16 protein-coding genes are annotated in these 18592 nt (G+C 74.5%); 10 read left to right on the top strand and 6 right to left on the bottom strand.

Annotated features, from left to right (window positions below; genetic code table 11):
* The first annotated feature begins 47 nt into the window (after window positions 1–47).
* Window positions 48–632, top strand: coding sequence for a 1-acyl-sn-glycerol-3-phosphate acyltransferase (locus tag ISOVA_RS14055; RefSeq protein WP_013839869.1), 585 nt, complete (start codon window positions 48–50; stop codon window positions 630–632).
* On the opposite strand, the gene ISOVA_RS16595 is transcribed toward ISOVA_RS14055, so the two are convergent.
* Entirely contained in the window at window positions 554–1240 is a 687-nt protein-coding gene (locus tag ISOVA_RS16595) for a phosphodiesterase (RefSeq protein ID WP_143762141.1), read from the bottom strand. The two genes, ISOVA_RS14055 and ISOVA_RS16595, sit on opposite strands and share 79 nt — an antisense overlap.
* A 110-nt stretch (window positions 1241–1350) precedes the next feature.
* Here ISOVA_RS16595 and ISOVA_RS14065 point away from each other — a divergent pair, with 110 nt between their 5' ends.
* Window positions 1351–2844 (top strand): mannitol dehydrogenase family protein, encoded by a 1494-nt coding sequence (locus tag ISOVA_RS14065; protein WP_013839871.1) that lies wholly within the window; start codon window positions 1351–1353, stop codon window positions 2842–2844.
* On the opposite strand, the gene ISOVA_RS14070 is transcribed toward ISOVA_RS14065, so the two are convergent.
* Window positions 2837–3823, bottom strand: coding sequence for a sugar-binding transcriptional regulator (locus ISOVA_RS14070; RefSeq protein WP_013839872.1), 987 nt, complete (start codon window positions 3821–3823; stop codon window positions 2837–2839). The genes ISOVA_RS14065 and ISOVA_RS14070 overlap by 8 nt on opposite strands.
* 156 nt (window positions 3824–3979) lie before the next feature.
* On the opposite strand from ISOVA_RS14070, the gene ISOVA_RS14075 reads away from it, so the two are divergent.
* Genes ISOVA_RS14075 through ISOVA_RS14090 form a run of 4 tightly spaced genes read left to right on the top strand, consistent with a single transcriptional unit; the run spans window position 3980 to window position 7791 of the window.
* A complete protein-coding gene (locus ISOVA_RS14075) occupies window positions 3980–5398 on the top strand; it encodes an ABC transporter substrate-binding protein (protein WP_013839873.1) in 1419 nt (472 codons plus the stop codon).
* A complete protein-coding gene (locus tag ISOVA_RS14080; RefSeq protein ID WP_013839874.1) occupies window positions 5395–6336 on the top strand; it encodes a carbohydrate ABC transporter permease in 942 nt (313 codons plus the stop codon). The genes ISOVA_RS14075 and ISOVA_RS14080 overlap by 4 nt, the downstream gene beginning before the upstream one ends.
* 2 nt (window positions 6337–6338) lie before the next feature.
* Window positions 6339–7181 carry a carbohydrate ABC transporter permease gene (locus ISOVA_RS14085; RefSeq protein ID WP_013839875.1) on the top strand — a complete coding sequence of 281 codons (843 nt, stop codon included), beginning with the start codon at window positions 6339–6341 and terminating at the stop codon, window positions 7179–7181.
* A gap of 58 nt (window positions 7182–7239) precedes the next feature.
* Window positions 7240–7791, top strand: coding sequence for a GNAT family N-acetyltransferase (locus ISOVA_RS14090; RefSeq protein WP_233275911.1), 552 nt, complete (start codon window positions 7240–7242; stop codon window positions 7789–7791).
* Between the two features lie 57 nt (window positions 7792–7848).
* On the opposite strand, the gene ISOVA_RS16865 is transcribed toward ISOVA_RS14090, so the two are convergent.
* Window positions 7849–9900: a serine/threonine-protein kinase gene (locus ISOVA_RS16865; RefSeq protein ID WP_013839877.1), complete on the bottom strand. Its 2052-nt coding sequence runs from the start codon at window positions 9898–9900 to the stop codon at window positions 7849–7851.
* Window positions 9901–10174: 274 nt separating this feature from the next.
* Between ISOVA_RS16865 and ISOVA_RS14100 the strand changes: the two genes are divergently transcribed.
* The 3 genes from ISOVA_RS14100 to ISOVA_RS14110 all read left to right on the top strand — a co-directional run bounded on the left by ISOVA_RS14100 (window position 10175) and on the right by ISOVA_RS14110 (window position 14608).
* Entirely contained in the window at window positions 10175–12643 is a 2469-nt protein-coding gene (locus ISOVA_RS14100; protein ID WP_013839878.1) for a leucine--tRNA ligase, read from the top strand.
* A 111-nt stretch (window positions 12644–12754) separates the two neighbouring features.
* Window positions 12755–13015 (top strand): hypothetical protein, encoded by a 261-nt coding sequence (locus ISOVA_RS14105; RefSeq protein WP_013839879.1) that lies wholly within the window; start codon window positions 12755–12757, stop codon window positions 13013–13015.
* A 96-nt stretch (window positions 13016–13111) separates the two neighbouring features.
* Window positions 13112–14608, top strand: coding sequence for a M1 family metallopeptidase (locus tag ISOVA_RS14110; RefSeq protein ID WP_013839880.1), 1497 nt, complete (start codon window positions 13112–13114; stop codon window positions 14606–14608).
* Window positions 14609–14702: 94 nt separating this feature from the next.
* On the opposite strand, the gene ISOVA_RS14115 is transcribed toward ISOVA_RS14110, so the two are convergent.
* Window positions 14703–15596, bottom strand: coding sequence for a universal stress protein (locus ISOVA_RS14115; protein WP_013839881.1), 894 nt, complete (start codon window positions 15594–15596; stop codon window positions 14703–14705).
* Window positions 15597–15741: 145 nt separating this feature from the next.
* Here ISOVA_RS14115 and ISOVA_RS14120 point away from each other — a divergent pair, with 145 nt between their 5' ends.
* A complete protein-coding gene (locus ISOVA_RS14120) occupies window positions 15742–17373 on the top strand; it encodes a sensor histidine kinase (RefSeq protein WP_013839882.1) in 1632 nt (543 codons plus the stop codon).
* Window positions 17374–17382: 9 nt separating this feature from the next.
* On the opposite strand, the gene ISOVA_RS14125 is transcribed toward ISOVA_RS14120, so the two are convergent.
* A complete protein-coding gene (locus ISOVA_RS14125; RefSeq protein ID WP_013839883.1) occupies window positions 17383–18042 on the bottom strand; it encodes a response regulator in 660 nt (219 codons plus the stop codon).
* A gap of 86 nt (window positions 18043–18128) precedes the next feature.
* Window positions 18129–18491 (bottom strand): RNA-binding S4 domain-containing protein, encoded by a 363-nt coding sequence (locus ISOVA_RS14130; RefSeq protein ID WP_013839884.1) that lies wholly within the window; start codon window positions 18489–18491, stop codon window positions 18129–18131.
* Window positions 18492–18592: the final 101 nt, after the last annotated feature.

Consider the following 18592-nt stretch of genomic DNA (forward strand, 5'->3'; position numbering starts at 1 on the left):
CTGGCACCCCGGCTGCCAGTGGGGCGCGGCGTGGTTAGGGTGATGCGGTGCTGAAGTCCCTCCGCCGCGTGATCGCCGGCCTCTACTGGCGGCTGAGCCGCTGGACGCTGCGCTCGGAGCCCGCCCCGCGCGAGGCGGGCATCCTCGTCGGCGCGCCGCACACCTCCAACTGGGACTTCGTCCTCATGCTCGCGATCGCCTGGCGTCTCGGGCTCGACGTGCGCTGGCTCGGCAAGCACACGCTGTTCCGCGGGTGGCGTGGTCCGGTCATGCGGGCGCTGGGCGGCATCCCGGTGGACCGCCGGGACCCGAGCCGCGTCGTCGCCGACGTGCTCGAGCGCGTCCGCCGGGGCGAGGTCTTCCACCTCGTCGTCACGCCCGAGGGCACGCGGTCGGGGTCGGGCTGGAAGTCGGGGTTCTACCGGATCGCGCGCGAGGCCGACCTGCCCGTGACGCTCGGCTACGTCGACCGGACGACGATGACGACGGGCCTGGGCCCGACGATCCGCCTCACCGGCGACGTGCGCGCCGACATGGACCGGATCCGGGCGTTCTACGCCGACAAGGCGGGCGTCAACCCCGAGCTGCGGACCGAGCCGCGCCTGCGCTCCGAGGACGACGGCACCGTCTGAGCGGCACGCCTCGGCACGGCTTTTTCACACGAGACGCCGCGCGACGGCGTACGCGGGGGCGCGCAGCGCGTCCTCCCAGCCGTAGCTGCCGAGGCGCCGCGGCGCGTTGACGGTCGGGTCGAACCGGACGCCGGGGTCGTCCCCGTCGCGCGGCGCCCCGGCACGGTCGTCGCCGGGCGCAGGGCGAGGAGCACCGGTCCCCACGGCGCGCGCAGCGGCATGAGGGTCGTCAGCCATCCGCCGGTGAGCCGCCGTCGGGCCGTGAGCACGTACCGGGTGAGGCGGCCGCGGCCCGTGGAGGCGAACAGCACGTCCTGCGGCGCGCCGTCGTCGGTCCACCGCACGGCGACGCCGACGACGTCGGGCAGCCCGCGCGGCATCCCGACGGAGACCGAGAGCCGCACGAGCACCTCGGTCCGCCGGGCCGGCAGCACCGACGCCGCGCGCGGGTCCACGGCCTCGAGCACGCCGTCGAGCAGGACGCCGCGCGGGTGCAGGGGCCGCCGCCGTCGGGCGAGCGCGACCGCCGCGACGACGCCCGCGAGCGCCGCGCCGGCCCCCCGCGCGGTGTGCTCCATCAGGCGCGTCACCGTCCTCACGAGGCCCACGCTCGCACGGTCATCAGACGCTCGCCCGTCTCCTCCTGCTCATGTGAGTGTCATCAGAGCGCTCATCTGTTAGCCTCGGTGGTCGGACCCTTCGACCGACAGGACGCACCATGGCCACGCTCACCGCCGAGACCCTTGCCACGCTGCCCCAGGTCGCCGCCGCGCGCGGCACCGACCTGCCCGTCCCCGCCTACGACCGCTCCGCGCTGCGGACCGGCATCGTCCACATCGGGGTCGGGGGCTTCCACCGCGCCCACCAGGCGATGTACCTGGACCGGCTCATGAACGAGGGCAAGGCCCTCGACTGGGCGATCTGCGGCGTCGGTGTGCTGCCGGGCGACGCCCGGATGCGCGACGCGCTCACGTCCCAGGACGGCCTCTACACGCTCGTGCTCAAGCACCCCGACGGCACGCTCGAGGGCCGGGTGATCGGCTCGATCGCCGAGTTCCTCCTCGCGCCCGACGACCCCGAGGCGGTCCTCGAGAAGATGGCCTCGCCCGACGTGCGCATCGTCTCCCTGACCGTCACCGAGGGCGGCTACAACATCCACCATGTCACGGGCGAGTTCGACGCCGCGGACCCGTCCGTCGTCGCCGACCTCGCCGACGGAGCGGTTCCCGCGACGACGTTCGGTCTCGTCACCGAGGCGCTGCGCCGCCGCCGGGACCGCGGGATCCCGCCGTTCACCGTGCAGAGCTGCGACAACGTGCAGGGCAACGGCGACGTCGCGCGGCAGGTGTTCACCGCGTTCGCGCGACTCAAGGACCCCGAGCTCGGGGCGTGGGTCGAGGAGAACGTCGCGTTCCCCAGCTCGATGGTCGACCGGATCACCCCTGTCACCACCGACGACGACCGCCGCCTCGTGGCGGAGCGCTTCGGGGTCGACGACGCCTGGCCGGTCGTCGCCGAGCCGTTCACGCAGTGGGTGATCGAGGACCGCTTCCCCACGGGCCGCCCGCCCTACGAGGAGGTCGGCGCGCAGCTCGTGGACGACGTCGAGCCGTACGAGCTCATGAAGCTGCGGCTGCTCAACGCGAGCCACCAGGCGCTGTGCTACCTCGGCTACCTCGCCGGCCACCGGTACGCGCACGAGGTGACGCAGGAGCCGGTCTTCGCGCGGTTCCTCCTCGACTACATGGACCGCGAGGCCACGCCCACGCTCGAGCCGGTGCCCGGCATCGACCTCGACCTGTACAAGCGCACGCTCGTCGAGCGGTTCTCGAACGCGCACGTGCGCGACACCCTGGCCCGGCTGTGCGCCGAGTCGTCCGACCGCATCCCCAAGTGGCTGCTGCCCGTGGTGCGGCACAACCTCGCGACCGGTGGCGAGGTCCACCGGGCCGCGACCGTGGTGGCCGCGTGGGCGCGCTACGCCGAGGGCACCGACGAGCAGGGCGAGCCGATCGCCGTCGTCGACCGGCTCGCGGAGCGCCTGCAGGCGGCCGCGCTGCGCCAGCGCGAGGACCGGCTCGCGTTCCTGCGGGACCGCGAGGTCTTCGGCGACCTGGTCGACGAGCCGCGGTTCACCGAGGCGTACCTCGCGGCGCTCGACTCGCTGCACACGCGGGGCGCCCGCGCGACCGTCGAGGCGCTCGTCAGCTGACCGACGGGGCCTCGCCCGCCGACGCGGCGTCGTCGTGCAGGAGACGCTCGAGCGCGAGCGCGGCCTCCTCGTCCAGGACGAGCGTGCTCGCGAACCCGCCGCGAACCGCCGCCCGGAGCCCGGGGGCCACCTGCGGCCCGTAGCCCACCGCGACGACCTCGGGCGTGCGGACCAGCTGGTCGATCGTCACGCCCACGACGCGCTCGTCGAGGGCCGTGCGCACGGGCCGGCCCTCGGCGTCGACGAGGCGTCCCGAGCACTCCGCGACGACGCCGGCGGCCCGGGCCGCCTCGAGCTCCTCGGGTGTCAGGTGCGGGTAGACGGTCGAGCGCCCCTCGGCCCACGCGCCGATCGCCACGACGGCGAGGTCGAGCTCGTCGGCCCGGCGCAGCGCCTCGGCGATGCCGGGCTGCCGCCGCATGCCGGAGGCGGTCTCGGCGTCGGAGATGATGAGCGGCGTCCACAGCGGCAGGGTCCGCACGCCCGGCATCGCGGCGAACCGCTGCACGAGCTCGAGCGAGTTGCCGCTGCCGGCCACCGGCAGGGCCCCGACGAGCTGGACCACCTCGCACGGCGGCAGCGGCACCAGGTGCCGCACGGCCGCCTCGACCGTCCGGGACCACGAGACCCCGACGACGAAGCCCGGCCGCACCCGCTCGCCGACGACGTCCGCGAGCGCCCGCGCGACGTTCTCGCGCGTGGCGACCGTGTCGGAGCCGCTCGCGACGACGACGACCTGGCGGGCGCCGAGGGCCTCGGCCAGGCCGTCCCACCGGGTGGGGTCGAGGTGGAGCGGGGCCCCGATCTCGATGCGCACGATGCCGAGCTCGCGCGCCTGGTCGAGCATCCGCGCGACCTGGAAGCGCGAGAGTCCGCGCGCCTTGGCGATGTCGACCTTGGAGCGGCCCTCGAGGTAGTAGTCCCTGCTCACGTCCACGAGCAGCCGGACCAGCTCGGAGTCGGTGTCCGTGTCCGCCACGTCGCCCCCATCTCGCCGGGTGTGACCCGAGCCACGGTCCCTCTTGCTCGGGTGAGCCTACTAGGACTATGGTCGTCTCAGATGAGAGTTTCGCAAATGCTCATCTGAGCGAGAGTTCACCGAGGATCCCCGCCCGTCACCCACGTGAGGACGACGATGTTCCGACGACCAGCCGCGGCCCCGCCCCAGGGCCGCCTCCGACACCGACCCGGCGCCGGCCGCCTCACGGCCGCCCTGGCGACGACGGCGATCGCGCTCGGCGGCTGCGCCGGCGCGGGCGCCGTCAGCTCGAGCGACGGCACGCAGATCGTCGTCGCCATCGTGTCGAACCCGCAGATGCAGGACGCGATCTCGCTGCAGGACGAGTTCCGCCGCGAGCACCCCGACGTCGACGTGCGGTTCGTGTCCCTGCCGGAGAACGAGGCGCGCGCCAAGATCACGGCCTCGGTCGCCACGGGCGGCGGCGAGTTCGACGTCGTCATGATCTCCAACTACGAGACCCCGATGTGGGCCGCCAACGGCTGGATCGAGAACCTCCAGCCGTACATCGAGCGGACCGAGGGCTACGACGACGCCGACTTCGTGCCGAACGTGCGCGAGGCGCTGTCGTACGACGGCGACATGTACTCGGTGCCGTTCTACGGTGAGTCCTCGTTCCTGGCGTACCGGACGGACCTGTTCGAGCAGGCCGGTCTCGAGATGCCCGAGCGCCCCACGTGGGACGAGGTCCGCGAGCTCGCGGCCGAGCTCCACGACCCGGCGCAGAACTTCTCCGGCATCTGCCTGCGCGGGCTGGCCGGGTGGGGCGAGGTCATGGCGCCCCTGACGACCGTCATGAACACGTACGGCGGCGGCTGGTTCGACGAGGACTGGAACGCACGCCTCGACTCCCCCGAGAACCGCGAGGCCATCGAGACCTACGTCGACACCGTGCAGCGGTACGGGCAGCCCGGCGCCGCGACGTCGGGCTTCGGCGACTGCCTCACCCGCTTCGCGCAGGGCCAGACGGCCATGTGGTACGACGCGACGTCGATGGTCTCCTCGGTCGAGGACCCGTCGTCGTCCCTCGTGGCGGGCAAGGTCGGCTACGTGCCCGCGCCCGTCGCCGAGACCGACGCCGCGGGCTGGCTCTACACCTGGTCGCTCGCCATCACGAGCACGTCCCAGAACAAGGACGCCGCCTGGGACTTCGTGTCCTGGATGACCGACAAGGAGTACATCCGCCTCGTCGGCACCGAGCTCGGCTGGGAGCGCGTGCCGCCGGGCAGCCGGCTGTCGACCTACGAGATCCCCGAGTACGCCGCGGTCTCCGAGGCGTACGCCGACGCGACGCTCGCCTCGATGGCCGACGCCACGCAGGAGCGGACCATGGCCGCACCCGTGCCGTTCCCCGGGATCCAGTTCGTCGGCATCCCCGAGTTCCAGGACCTGGGCACCCGGGTGGGCCAGCAGATGTCCGCCGCCATCGCGGGCCAGGTGTCCGTCGACCGGGCGATCGAGCAGTCGCAGCGCTACGCCGAGACGGTCGCCGAGTCCTACCGGGCCGCCGCGCAGGACGAAGGAGACGACCGATGACCGCCGTGACCGCAGCGCCGCCGCGCACCCCGCAGCCGCGACCCGCCGTCCGCACCACCGCGACCGAGCGCGGCGAGGGGTGGCGCCGCCGCGGGCCGCTGCTGCCCGCGCTCCTCTTCACGATCGCCGTCACCCAGATCCCGTTCCTCGTGACGATCTGGTACTCGCTGCGCTCGTACAACCTGCTGCGGCCCGACGCCGACCGGTTCGTCGGCCTGTCGAACTACGCGGACATCGTGCTCGACTCGACGTTCCGCCAGACGGCGTGGAACTCGGTCGTCATCACGCTCGGCTGCGTGCTCGTCGCCATGGCGCTCGGCATCGTGCTCGCGCTGCTGCTCGACCGGCCGTTCCGCGGCCGCGGCGTCGCCCGCACGCTGCTCATCACGCCGTTCCTCGTCATGCCGGCCGCGAGCTCGGTGCTGTGGTCCATGGCGATGCTCAACCCCACCTACGGGCTGCTCAACTGGACCATCGGCCTGCTCGGTGTCGAGCCGGTCGACTGGACGTCGCAGTACCCGGTCGTGGCGATCCTCATGGCGCTCGTGTGGCAGTGGACGCCGTTCATGATGCTGCTCGTGCTCGCCGGGCTGCAGGCGCAGCCGAAGGACGTGCTCGAGGCCGCCGCGATGGACGGCGCGGGCGCCTGGCGCACCTTCGCGTCGATCACGCTGCCGCAGCTGCGGCGCTACATCGAGCTCGGCGTCCTGCTCGGGATCATCTACGTGGTCAACACCTTCGACCAGATCTACCTCATGACGGCCGGCGGACCCGGCACGGAGAGCGCCAACCTGCCCTTCTACATCTACCAGCGCGCCTTCCTGGGGTTCGACGTCGGGCAGGCGGCCGCGATGGGCGTCGTCGTCGTCATCGCCACGATCGTCGTCGCCTCGCTCGCGCTGCGCCTCATCTTCCGCAGCTTCGACGTCAAGGAGTGACGATGTCCGCGACCGCACCGACCTACACCCGCCGGCGCAGCGCCGTCGGGCCCCTGCTGACGACGCTCACGTGGGTTCTCGCGCTCGGGTTCTTCTTCCCCGTCGCCTGGATGGCGATGACGGCGTTCAAGCAGGAGAGCGAGGCGTCGTCGAACCCGCCCACGTGGTTCTTCACGCCGACGCTCGACCAGTTCCGCGCGGTGCTCGACGCCGGCTCGGGCACGTACGTGGCCAACTCGGCGATCGCCGCGGGCGTGTCGACCCTGCTCGTGCTCGCGCTCGGCGTCCCGGCCGCGTACGCGCTGTCGATCCGGCCCGTGCGCAAGGTCAACGACGTACTGTTCTTCTTCATCTCGACGAAGATGCTCCCCGTCGTGGCCGTCATCGTGCCGATCTACGTCATTGCCGGGCGCCTGCACGTGCTCGACAACGTCTGGACCCTGGTCGTCCTCTACACGGCGATGAACCTGCCCATCGCGGTGTGGATGATGCGCTCGTTCTTCCAGGAGGTGCCGGGCGAGGTGCTCGAGGCCGCGCAGGTCGACGGCGCCGGGCTCGGCCGGACCATGCGGTCGGTGCTGCTGCCGATGGTCGCGCCGGGCGTCGCGGCGACCGCGCTCATCTGCGTCATCTTCGCGTGGAACGAGTTCTTCTTCGCCCTCAACCTCACCGCGACGCGCGCCGCCACCGTCCCGGTGTTCATCGTGTCGACCATGACCAGCGAGGGCCTGTTCCTCGCCCGGCTCTCCGCGGCGGCGATCCTCGCGTCGCTGCCCGTCATCCTCGCCGGTTGGATCGCGCAGAAGCAGCTCGTGCGCGGGCTGTCGATGGGCGCGATCAAGTAGCCGCCATCGAGCAGAGGTGGCGTCGGCGGCGCGGGCGCGGGGTCCTAGGCTGCAGGGCGTGGCCGACGATCCCGTGCTCGCGACGCTGCCCGACGACGTCACGCTCCGCCTCCTGGCGCGCGACGACGGAGCCGCGCTCGCCGCGGCGTACGCGCGCAACCGCGAGCACCTCGAGCCGTGGGAGCCCGCGCGGCCGGCCGCGTTCTACGAGGCCGACTACCAGGCCCAGCGCATCCCGGTGCAGCTGCTCGAGCACCTCAACGGGCGGTCGGTCCCGCTCGTGCTGGAGCGCGACGGCGAGATCGTCGGCCGCGTGAACCTCAGCGACATCGTGCGCGGCGCGTTCTGCAACGCCCACCTCGGCTACTGGGTCGACGCGCGGCTCGCCGGCCGCGGCATCATGAGCGCCGCGGTCGAGGCCGCCGTGACGCACGCCCGCGACGACCTCGGCCTGCACCGTGTGCAGGCCGCGACGCTGCTGCACAACGCCGCGTCGCAGCGCGTGCTCGAGCGGGCCGGGTTCGAGCGCATCGGCGTGGCGCCGAAGTACCTGCAGATCGCCGGGCGGTGGCAGGACCACGTGCTCTTCCAGCGGATCCTGCACGACTGACGGCAGCGGCGTGACGGAGAGTCACCAGGTCGATCGGGCACGTGCCACGCCCGACGGCTACAGCTTGTCGCCGTTCTGGGCCGATTCCGGTGACAAGGCGTAGCCGTCGGCCGGCGGGGTCGGCTCGGCCGACGTGGCCGGCCCGGCCGCTGGGGCGGGCGGCGTCACGCGCACCGCACGCCGACGACGACCGACGCGCACCACGCCGAGCACGGCACCGGCCAGCAGCAGCACCACCAGGACGACGGCGCCGAGCCCGGCCCACAGCGCCCATCCGGCACGCTGGGAGGCCGTGTCCGCGAGCGCCGCGGCGCGTTCGAGCTCGCCGTCCGCGAGGGCCTCCCGCGCGTCGGCGGCGGAGCGGTCGACGCGGAGCAGCACCGCGCCCAGCGCGGAGAGGGCGTCGCGGTCGCCCGAGGTCGCGCGTGCCGCCTCCCCCACCGCACCGATCACCTCGACGGCGCGCGGCAGCAGCGTCTGCAGCGCGCCGTACTCCTCGTCGGCCTCCGCGGTCTCGTACGCCGCGCGGACGGGCTCAGGCACGGGCAGGCCCGCCGCCTCGGCCGCCTCCTGGACCCGGGCGGCCTCGGCCGGCGCCGTCCCGAGCTCCTGGCCGACGATCGTCGCCGCGGAGTCGAACTCCCAGTCGGTCATCGCGCGGCGCAGGCCGAGCGGCGGCTGCCACGCGCCGTCGGCGCCGTCGAGGGCGGCGTAGGTCTGGCGGGCCTCCGCGCGCCGGTCGAGCTGGTCGCGCGCGGCGTCGTCGACCACCCACGTGCGGTAGACGTCGGTGCCGTCCGTGACGCCCGCGCGCTCCTCGGCGAGATCGAGGAACCGGCGCCAGTCGGTGCGCCCCCGGTTCGCCGTCGTGGATCCCGGCTCCTCGTACGCGCTCTCGCCCGCGTACGCGGCCGCGACGACCGCGGTGAACGCCTCGTCGTCGAGGTCGCCCAGCAGCTCCCGCACCGCGGTGTACGACGCCGCGTACGCGTAGTCCTCGACCTCGGGCACGCGCGCGCCGTCGAACTCCTCCCACTCGAGCAGCGGCAGGGCGCCCGGGGCGTCGCGCTCGGGCGTGCCGCGCGGCTCGCCGGAGCCGCCGGTGGCCGCGACGACGCGGTGGGCCACGACCTCGGTGAGCCCCTCGTAGAGCCAGCGCCCGGCGAGCCGGTCGGGGTTGAGCCAGGCGTGGGTCAGCTCGTGGAAGAGCACGACGTCGTCGAGATCCTCGGCGATGACGATCTCGTCGGCGCCGTGGTCGAACCAGGCGTACCCGAGGACCTGTGGCGAGACGTCCTCGCGGATCGTCTCGAGCCCTCCGGGCCACGGGTGCCCGACGACGTCCTCGAGCACCGGCAGGCCCGTCGTCACGCGCTCGCCGACGAACCGGAGCCACTCCGTGTCGCCGGGGAAGCTCTGCAGCGTGAGCATCACGTCGCCGACCTCGACCTGCTGCTCGTCGGCGGCGCCGGCGTCGCGGGCCGAGACGACGGCCCAGATGCCGCCGTCCTCGGTGCTCTCGTCCGCGGTGTAGGTCACGGTGTCGCCGTCGCGCGCCGGCGTGAACACGTCGGACGTCGCGTCGAACGACATGGCCGCGGGCAGCACGACCTCGACCGTCACCTCGCCCGGGTCGCCGACGCCCTGGGCGGCGAACGTCAGGTAGCCCGGGCCGACGCGGGTGTAGTCCTCGGAGCGGATCGGCGCGCCCGGGATCGTGTAGGTCCACTCGATCGTGCGGGTCTGCCCCGAGCGGAGCGGTGAGAACGACGCCGTCGCCACGGCGGTGCTCGGATCCTCGGTGGGCGCGAGCCGCACCGGCAGGGTCGCGCCGCCGCTCACCGCGCGCACGTCCTTGGCACCGGCCGGCACGGGGATGCCGTAGCTGTCGTAGTACGAGTAGTACGTGCCCTCGGCCGTGTGCCGGTCGACCGTGACGTTGCGGATCGTGACGGTCACCGAGGCCTCGACGACCGTGTCGGCGGTGTCGAGCACGAACCGGCTGTGCGACGCCTCGGCCAGCCCCTCGTCCGCCGTCGCGACCGGCCCCGCGACGAGCGTCGCGCCGAGCACACCGGCCCCGAGCAGCCCGGCGACCGCCCTGCGCACCGCACGCCGTCCTCGTCGCCCGACCATGCCCGTCTTCCCCCGCCCGTCCCGCGCCGGCACCCGCACCGCCGCGACCTGCGAAAACCCTACCCACTGCGGCGAGCACCGTTGACACCCTTGCCGACCTGCGGCAAGACTCGATCCATGCACGTGGTGCGGCTCCTCCTTACCAGGCCGCGCTGACTCGGTTCCCTCGGGCACGCTCAGCGCGGCAACCCCTCCTGCGCGAGGGGTTTTTTCGTGCCCGACGACGAGCCGAGCCCCCGGAGGAACCATGTCCACCACGACGCCGCGCACCCCGACGCCCGCCCCGGCGCGAACCCGCGCCGCCCACCACGAGCTCGAGGCGAGGTGGCAGCGGGTCTGGGCCGAGCGCGGCACGTTCCGCGCCCGCGACGACGGCGCCCGCCGGCGCCGCTACCTGCTGACGATGTTCCCGTACCCCTCGGGCGACCTGCACATGGGGCACGCGGAGGTCTTCGCGCTCGAGGACGTCGTCGCGCGCTACTGGCGGCTGCGCGGGTACGACGTCATGAACCCGGTCGGCTGGGACTCGTTCGGGCTGCCCGCGGAGAACGCGGCGATCCGCCGCGGCGAGAACCCGGCCGTCTACACCGAGGCCAACATCGCGACGCAGGCCGCGACCATGCGCCGGTACGGCGTCTCGTTCGACTGGTCGCGACGACTGGAGACGCACCGGCCCGAGTACTACCGCTGGACGCAGTGGCTCTTCCTGCGGCTGCTGGAGAACGACCTGGCGTACCGCGCGACCGCGCCGGTCAACTGGTGCCCGCAGGACCGCACGGTCCTGGCGAACGAGCAGGTCGTCGGGGGCCGCTGCGAGCGGTGCGGCACCGCGGTGGTCCGGCGCGAGCTCACGCAGTGGTTCGTGCGCATCACCGCGTACGCGGACCGGTTGCTGGACGACACGCGGCTGCTCGACGGCGCCTGGCCGGCCCGGATCCTGGCCATGCAGCGGAACTGGATCGGCCGCAGCGCCGGCGCGCGCGTCCGGTTCGACGTCGTGGGCGGCGGCTCCGCGCGCAGCGTCGAGGCGTTCACGACGCGCCCCGACACGCTGCCGGGCGCCCCGTTCCTCGCCGTCGCCCCCGAGAGCCCGGTCGCGGCCGAGCTGTGCTCCCCGGACCGCGCCGAGGCCCTGGCCGCGTGCCGGCAGGCCGCGCTCGACGCGGGCGAGATCGCACGCACGACGGCGGACCGCGCGCCCGTCGGCACGTTCCTGGGCGCGTGGGTCGTCCACCCGACGTCGGGCGAGCGCCTGCCCGTGTGGGCGGCCGACCACGTGCTGCCCGGGTACGGCACGGGCGTCGTCATGGGTGTCCCCGCGCACGACGAGCGGGACGCGCGTTTCGCCGCGGCGCACGGCCTGCCGACCGGGTCGGGCGAGACGTGGGCGTCGGTGGACGACGCCGTCGCGCGGCTCGAGCGTTCCGGCCGCGGCGAGCGGGCGACGTCGTACCGGCTGCGCGACTGGCTGGTCTCCCGCCAGCGGTACTGGGGCGCGCCCGTCCCGGTGGTGCACTGCCCGGCCTGCGGGGTCGTGCCCGTGCCCGACGACGAGCTGCCGGTGCGCCTGCCCGAGCTGGCGGGCGAGGACCTGCTGCCGCGCGGCCGGTCGCCGCTGGCGTCGCCCGCGGCGGACGCGTGGCGCCGGGTCGCGTGCCCGCGGTGCGGCGGTGACGCCGAGCGCGACCCCGACACGCTCGACACGTTCGTGGACTCGTCCTGGTACTTCCTGCGCTACTGCTCGCCGGGCGCCGACGACGTGCCGTTCCGCCGCGAGGACGCCCGCCCCTGGATGCCCGCCGCCCGGTACGTCGGCGGCGGGGAGCACGCGGTGCTGCACCTGCTCTACGCCCGGTTCGTGACCAAGGTGCTGCACGACCTGGGGTGGGTCGACGTCGTCGAGCCGTTCGCGTCGCTCCTGGCCCAGGGGCAGGTCGTCAACCGCGGCCGCGCGATGAGCAAGTCGCTGGGCAACGGCGTCGACCTGGGCGAGCAGCTCGACCGGTACGGCGTCGACGCGGTGCGCCTCGCCATGGTGTTCGCCGGGCCGCCGGAGGACGACGTCGACTGGGCCGACGTCGCGCCCGCGTCGCTGCAGCGCTTCCTGGCACGCGCCCTGCGGCTGGCCGACGACGTCGCGGCGGCCGGGGGCGCCGCACCGGCCGCGGCCGACGTCGCGCCGGGCGACGCCGCACCCGGCACGCGCGCGCACGCGCTGCGCCGCACGACGCACCGCACGGTGCACGACGCCGAGGACCTCCTCGAGCGGGACCGGTTCAACGTGGTCGTGGCCCGCGTCATGGAGCTGGTCACCGCCGCGCGCACCGCGATCGACGCCGGCCCGGGGCCGGGCGAGGAGGCCGCCGCGCACGCGGCCGCGGTGCGCGAGGCGGTCGAGACCGTCGCCGTGCTGCTCGGCCTGGTCGCGCCGTACACCGCCGAGGAGATGTGGGAGCGCCTGGGCCACCCGCCGTCGGTCGCCGAGGCGGCCTGGCCCGCCGTCGACCCGGAGCTGCTGGACGAGGAGACGGTCGAGGCGGTCGTGCAGGTCGACGGCCGCGTGCGCGACCGTGTCACGGTGCCGGCCGACGTCGACGCCGACGCGCTGCGGGCCGCGGCGCTCGCGACGCCGGGCGTCGCCCGCGCGACGGCAGGCCGCGACGTCGTGCGCGTCGTCGTGCGCCTGCCGCGCATCGTCAACGTGGTGACGCGGTGACCGCCGCGAGCGGCGGCCCGCGCACGATCACCCCAGGTCCGGGCGCGTCCTGACGTGCGAGCCGGCTCCGCGTGCGGTAGACCCGGGAGTACGAACCATGGAGGGGGCCTCATGGGTACGGACGCAGGGTCGATGACGATCGCGCTGCTCACGGCGTGCTCCGAACCGGGGCTCGGCATCCGCTCGCGCGTGGTCCAGGAGATGCTCGACGAGGCGAGCGCGGACCCGCAGGCGGCACGTCAGGTGCTCACGACGCTGCTCACGGCGTCGGTCCTGTCGCTCGAGGCCTACACCCGCGCCACGCACCGCAGCCCGCAGGAGGTCCTGCAGACGCTCGGCGCGAGCTGGTCGCAGCGCACGCTCGAGGTGTGACACCGTCCCGTAACACCCGTCCCCTACAGTGACGCGCACCACAGTCGCTGGACGAGGAGGGGCGTGCGCAGGACGGAACGCAGGAGGACGACGGCGGTGCTCACCGCGGTCGTGACGGTCGGGGTCGCGCTCGGCGCGTCGACGGGCGCGGTCGCGGCGCCGGACCGGCCGGGCGAGGCACGCCACGTGGTCGGTTCGGACGGCGCGGGCGACGCGTACTTCCCCTACTCGGGCAACGGCGGGTACGACGTCGAGCACTACGACCTCGACCTCACGTACACGCCGCCCTCCCCGGCGCCCGCACCGCTCGCGGGGACGCTCGAGGCGACGGCGACCCTCACGCTGACGGCGACGCAGGACCTCGAGGCGTTCCACCTCGACCTGCGCGGGCTCGAGGCGTCGGCCGTGAGCGTCGACGGCCGGCCCGCGGCCGCCGTCGCACCGCCCGCCGAGGGCGAGAGCGTCGAGGGTGCGGCGTTCTGGCAGGTGTCCGACGACGTGCAGCGGCGCTGGGAGCTCGTGGTCCAGCCGCGCCCCAAGCTGAAGGCCGGCACGACGGTCGACGTGGTCGTCGAGTACGGCGGGACGACGGGCCGGCCGACCGACGTCGAGGGCTCGCTCTACGGCTGGGTCACGACGCGCGACGGCGCGATGGTCGCGAGCGAGCCCGACGGCGCGATGACGTGGTTCCCCTCGAGCGACCACCCGACCGACAAGGCGACGTTCACGTTCGGCATCACCGTGCCCGAGGGCACGGTCGCGGTCGCCAACGGCCTCCCCGCGGGCGAACCGACCACCGTCGACGGCTGGACGACGTGGTCCTGGGACGCGCCCGACCCGATGGCGACGTACCTCGCGACGGCGTCCGTGGGGAACTTCGAGGTCCGCCCGGTGACGACCAGCTCGAGCGGCGTGCCGATCCACGACTACGTCGACCGCGACCTCACGGCGTCGGCGTTGAGCATCACGAACGCGAGCCTGGCCCGCCAGCCCGAGATGATCGACGTCTTCGAGTCGCTGTTCGGCCCGTACCCGTTCGTCGCCTACGGCTCGATCGTCGACGACGACACGCTCGGCTACGCGCTCGAGACGCAGACGCGGCCCGTCTACTCGCGGCAGGCGAGCGAGGGCACGGTCGCGCACGAGCTGGCGCACCAGTGGTTCGGCAACCACGTGAGCCCAGCCCGCTGGCAGGACATCTGGCTCAACGAGGGCTGGGCCACGTACGCGACGTGGCTGTGGAACGAGCACCGCGGCATCCGCACCGCCCAGCAGGCGTACGACACCTGGTACGCGGCGGGCCGCGCCCCCACGTACTGGGCGCTGCCGATCGGCGACCCGGGGCCCCTGAACCTGTTCGCCGGCCAGGTGTACGACCGCGGTGCCGCGACGCTGCACGCCCTGCGGCTCGAGGTCGGCGACGAGGCGTTCTTCGCCGGTGCGCGCCTGTGGGTCGAGCGCTTCGGCGGGTCCGCGGCCACGACGCAGGACTTCCAGGCGCTGTACGAGGAGGTGTCGGGCCTCGACCTCGACGCCTTCTTCGACACGTGGCTGTACGCGCCGGCCAAGCCGCCGGCCACCTGGTCGAGCTGAGCGGTCCGGCGCGGCGGATCCGTCCGGACGCGCGCGTGGCGGGTGCCCGACGTCGGGCACCCGCCACGTGCTGCACCGAGCGCGGGGGGCGGGCTCAGTGCTGCTCGTGCGCCACGATCACCGGGCAGGGTGCGTGGCGGACGAGACGGTCGGGGACGGACCCGAGGATCCGGCCGGCGAGCGGGGTGTGCCTCCGGCCGCCGACCACGAGCACGGTGCGGGGGTCGGCGGCCCGCAGCAGGACGTCGGCCGCGGGGCCCGGGCGGACCTCGAGCGACCAGCGCACGCGCGGGAACTTCTCGGACCACCGCTCGGCCTCCTCCCGCAGGCCGGTGGTCACGTCGTCGCGGTAGCGCTGCACCCACGCGAGCTCGTCGGCGGTCAGCCCTGCGACCCGCTCCTGCTCGAGCGCGTGGACCACGACGAGCGGGGCGCCGGAGCGCTCGGCCTCCTCGAAGGCGAGGCCCAGGACGTGCCCGGCACGGTCGTCGCGGCCCACGCCGGCGACGACCCGCCACACCGGCTCGGCCTCGACGTCGCCGGGCACCACGGCGACGGCGCCGGCGGCCATCGCGGAGACCGCCGAGGACACCGAGCCGAGGACGACCCGGTCGAAGGTGCTGAGCCCGCGGCGGCCGACGACCACGAGGTCGCTCGTGCACGAGCGCTGGACCAGGGCGGCCGCGGCCGAGGAGCGCACGACGTCGCCGTCGACGTCCTCGGGGTCGGGGACCGACCCGGGCCACCGCGTACGGGTGGCCGCCAGGCGGCGCAGCGCGCCGCCCACGACGTCCTCGGCCTGGGCCCGCAGGTCGTCGGGACCGACGCCGTAGCCGACCGAGCCCGGGGTCACGGGCACCACGTACGCGCCGAGCACCGTGAGGCGGGCGTCGTGCCGCACCGCCTCCGTGGCGGCCCAGTCCAAGGCGCGGTAGCCCGCGTCGGAGCCGTCGACGCCCACGACCACTCCCCTGCGCCACACGTTCACGGCGACCTCCCTCCGGCGGACGCGGGTGCGTCCTGACCCCACCAGTGGGCCACGCGGGGGCGGGGTGCCGGCAGTGCCGCGCGCCCCGTGGTCTCGGGACCAAGGTCCCGAGCCGGTCACCACGGACTCCGGCTAGCGTGGGGGCGTGCCCACCGAGGACGACGTCGACGTCCTGCTCGGCGCCGTCCTCTCCGTCGGGCGCGGCCTCGAGCTCCAGACCACGCTGCAGCGCCTCGTCCGCGCCGCGGCGGACCTCGTCGACGCACGCTACGCGGCGCTCGGCGTCCTCGGCGACGACGGCCTGATCGCCCAGTTCATCACCGTCGGGCTGACCGACGACGAGATCCGCGCCATCGGCCCGTATCCGCGCGGCAAGGGCATCCTCGGCGAGCTGATCCGGCACCCCGAGCCGCTGCGGCTCGGCGACATCGCCGCGCACCCGCGGTCGGTCGGTTTCCCGGCCAACCACCCGCCCATGACGTCGTTCCTCGGGGTCCCGCTGCGCGTGCACGGCAACCCGTTCGGGAACCTCTACCTCACCGACAAGCGCGGCGGCGGCGAGTTCACGGCCTCCGACCAACGGCTCGTCGAGGGCCTCGCGTCGGCCGCGGCCGTCGCGGTCGAGAACGCGCGGCTCTACGACGAGGCGCGCCTGCGCGAACGGTGGGCGCACGGCAACGACGAGATCTCGCGCCGCGTCCTGGCCGGGGACGCGCCGGAGGACGTGCTCGAGGCGGTCGCCGAGCAGGCGATGGAGGTCGCCGGCGCGGACCTCGCCGCGCTCGCGACGCCCGACGACGACACGCCGCTGCGCCTGCGCGTGCGGGCCGCCGCCGGCGTCGGCGCCGAGCGGCTGCTCGGCCGGACCGTCCCGATGGCCGGCTCGTTCTCGGCCGAGACGTACCTGTCCGGGCAGCCCATCGTGAGCGCCGACGCGTCGGTCGACGACCGCGCGACGCTCGCCTTCTTCCCGCCCGGCACCGTGGGGCCGCTGGCCGCGCTGCCCCTCGGCGGGCCGGGCCGCACGGCGGGCGTGCTGACCGTGGGCCGCCGGCGCGGCACGGCACCGTTCCGCAGCGTCGTCGTCGAGGCGCTCACCGCGTTCGCGGGCCAGGCCGCCGTCGCGCTCGAGCTGGCCGAGCGCCGTCGGGACGCGGAGCGCCTCGCCGTGCTGCGCGACCGCGACCGGATCGCGCGGGACCTGCACGACCTGGCGATCCAGCGCCTCTACGCCACGGGCCTGAGCCTGCAGGGCGTCGGGCGGCGCCTGCAGGACCGGCCCGACGCCGGGACCGACGCCGAGCGCGTCGCGGGCGCGGTCGACGACGTCGACGAGACGATCAGCCTCATCCGCACCACGATCCGCGGGCTCAAGCACGTCCCCGGCGACTCGCGGCGCGTGGGTCTGCGCTCCCGCCTCATCGCGGAGGTCGAGGCCGCGTCGCGCACGCTCGGGTTCCCGCCGGCGCTGCGGCTCGAGGGGCCGATCGACACGCTCGTGCCGCCGGCCACCGCGGACCACCTCGTCGCGGTCCTGCGCGAGACGCTGTCCAACGCGGCCCGGCACGCGCACGCGTCGCGCGTCGGCGTCACGCTCACCGTGCGCGACGACGTCGTCATGACGGTGTCCGACGACGGCACGGGCGTCCCGGACGGCGCTCCCCGCAGCGGCCTGTCCAACCTCGAGCGCCGGGCCGTGGAGCTCGGCGGGACGCTCGAGGTCGAGAACCGGTCTCCCGGTACCACCGTGCGCTGGCGCGTGCCGCTCGAGCCGTGAGCGCCGTCGTCAGCGCTGCTGCTGCTCGAGCCGCGTCGCGAGCACGGCGGCCTGCACCCGGCGCTCGAGGCCGAGCTTGGCGAGCAGGCTCGACACGTAGTTCTTGACCGTCTTCTCGGCGAGGAACAGCTCGGCGCCGATCTGGCGGTTGGTCATGCCCTGCCCGATGAGCGCGAGGATCCGCTGCTCCTGGGCGGTCAGCCCGGCGAGCGGGTCGTCCTCCGGGCGCTCCTGCGCGCGCATGCGCTCCATCACGCGGCCCGCGGCGCGCGGGTCGAGCGTCGAGCCCCCGGCCGCGACCGTGCGGATCGCGGCGACCAGGTCCGTGCCGCGCACCTGCTTGAGCACGTAGCCGGCGGCGCCGGCGAGGATCGCGTCGAACAGGGCCTCGTCGTCGTCGAAGGACGTGAGCATGAGGCACGCGACGTCGAGCCGGGACCGCAGCTCACGGCACACGGAGACGCCGTCGCCGTCGGGCAGCCGCACGTCGAGGACGACGACGTCGGGACGCAGCGCCGGCACGCGCGTCAGGGCCTCGGCGCACGTGCCCGCCTCGCCGACGACCTCGAGGCCGGGCTCGGTCTCGAGGAGGTCGGCGACGCCGCGGCGGACCACCTCGTGGTCGTCCACGAGGAAGATCCGCACGGTCGTGGTGGTCACGGCGTCCACGCTACGCCTCACCGCCACCCCCGCGAGGTAGCGCACGATCCGCCGAGGTAGCGCTCCACACGCCGAGGTAGCGCAGGGGCGGGCCGCTACCCGCGCCGCAGACCGCGCAGCCGGTCGATCTCGCGCCGCTCGCGCTTGGTCGGCCGCCCGGCGCCGCGCTCGCGGAGCCCGACGACGGCACGCTCCTCCCGGGTCGGCACCGGCGGGCTCTGGTCCTCGTAGGCCTCGACCGCGAGCGGCGCCCCGACCCGCTTGGGCAGGAGCTCCTTGACGACGACGATGCGGTCGCGCAGCGGGTCGCGCCACGTCACGCGGTCGCCGACCTTGACCGGCGTCGACGGCTTGGCCACGACTCCGTTGACGCGGACCCGCCCGGCACGCAGCAGCGACGCCGAGGCCGACCGGCTCTTGAAGAGCCGCACCGCCCACAGCCAGACGTCCACCCGCATGTCCACCACCCTCTCACGCCGAGGCAGAGCGAAACCCGGCGAGGGAGAACGCTCTCGCGCTCTCCCTCGCCGGGTGTTCTTCTCCCTCGCCCGGTGCGGTT

The organism is Isoptericola variabilis 225 (assembly GCF_000215105.1).
Lineage (GTDB): Bacteria > Actinomycetota > Actinomycetes > Actinomycetales > Cellulomonadaceae > Isoptericola > Isoptericola variabilis_A.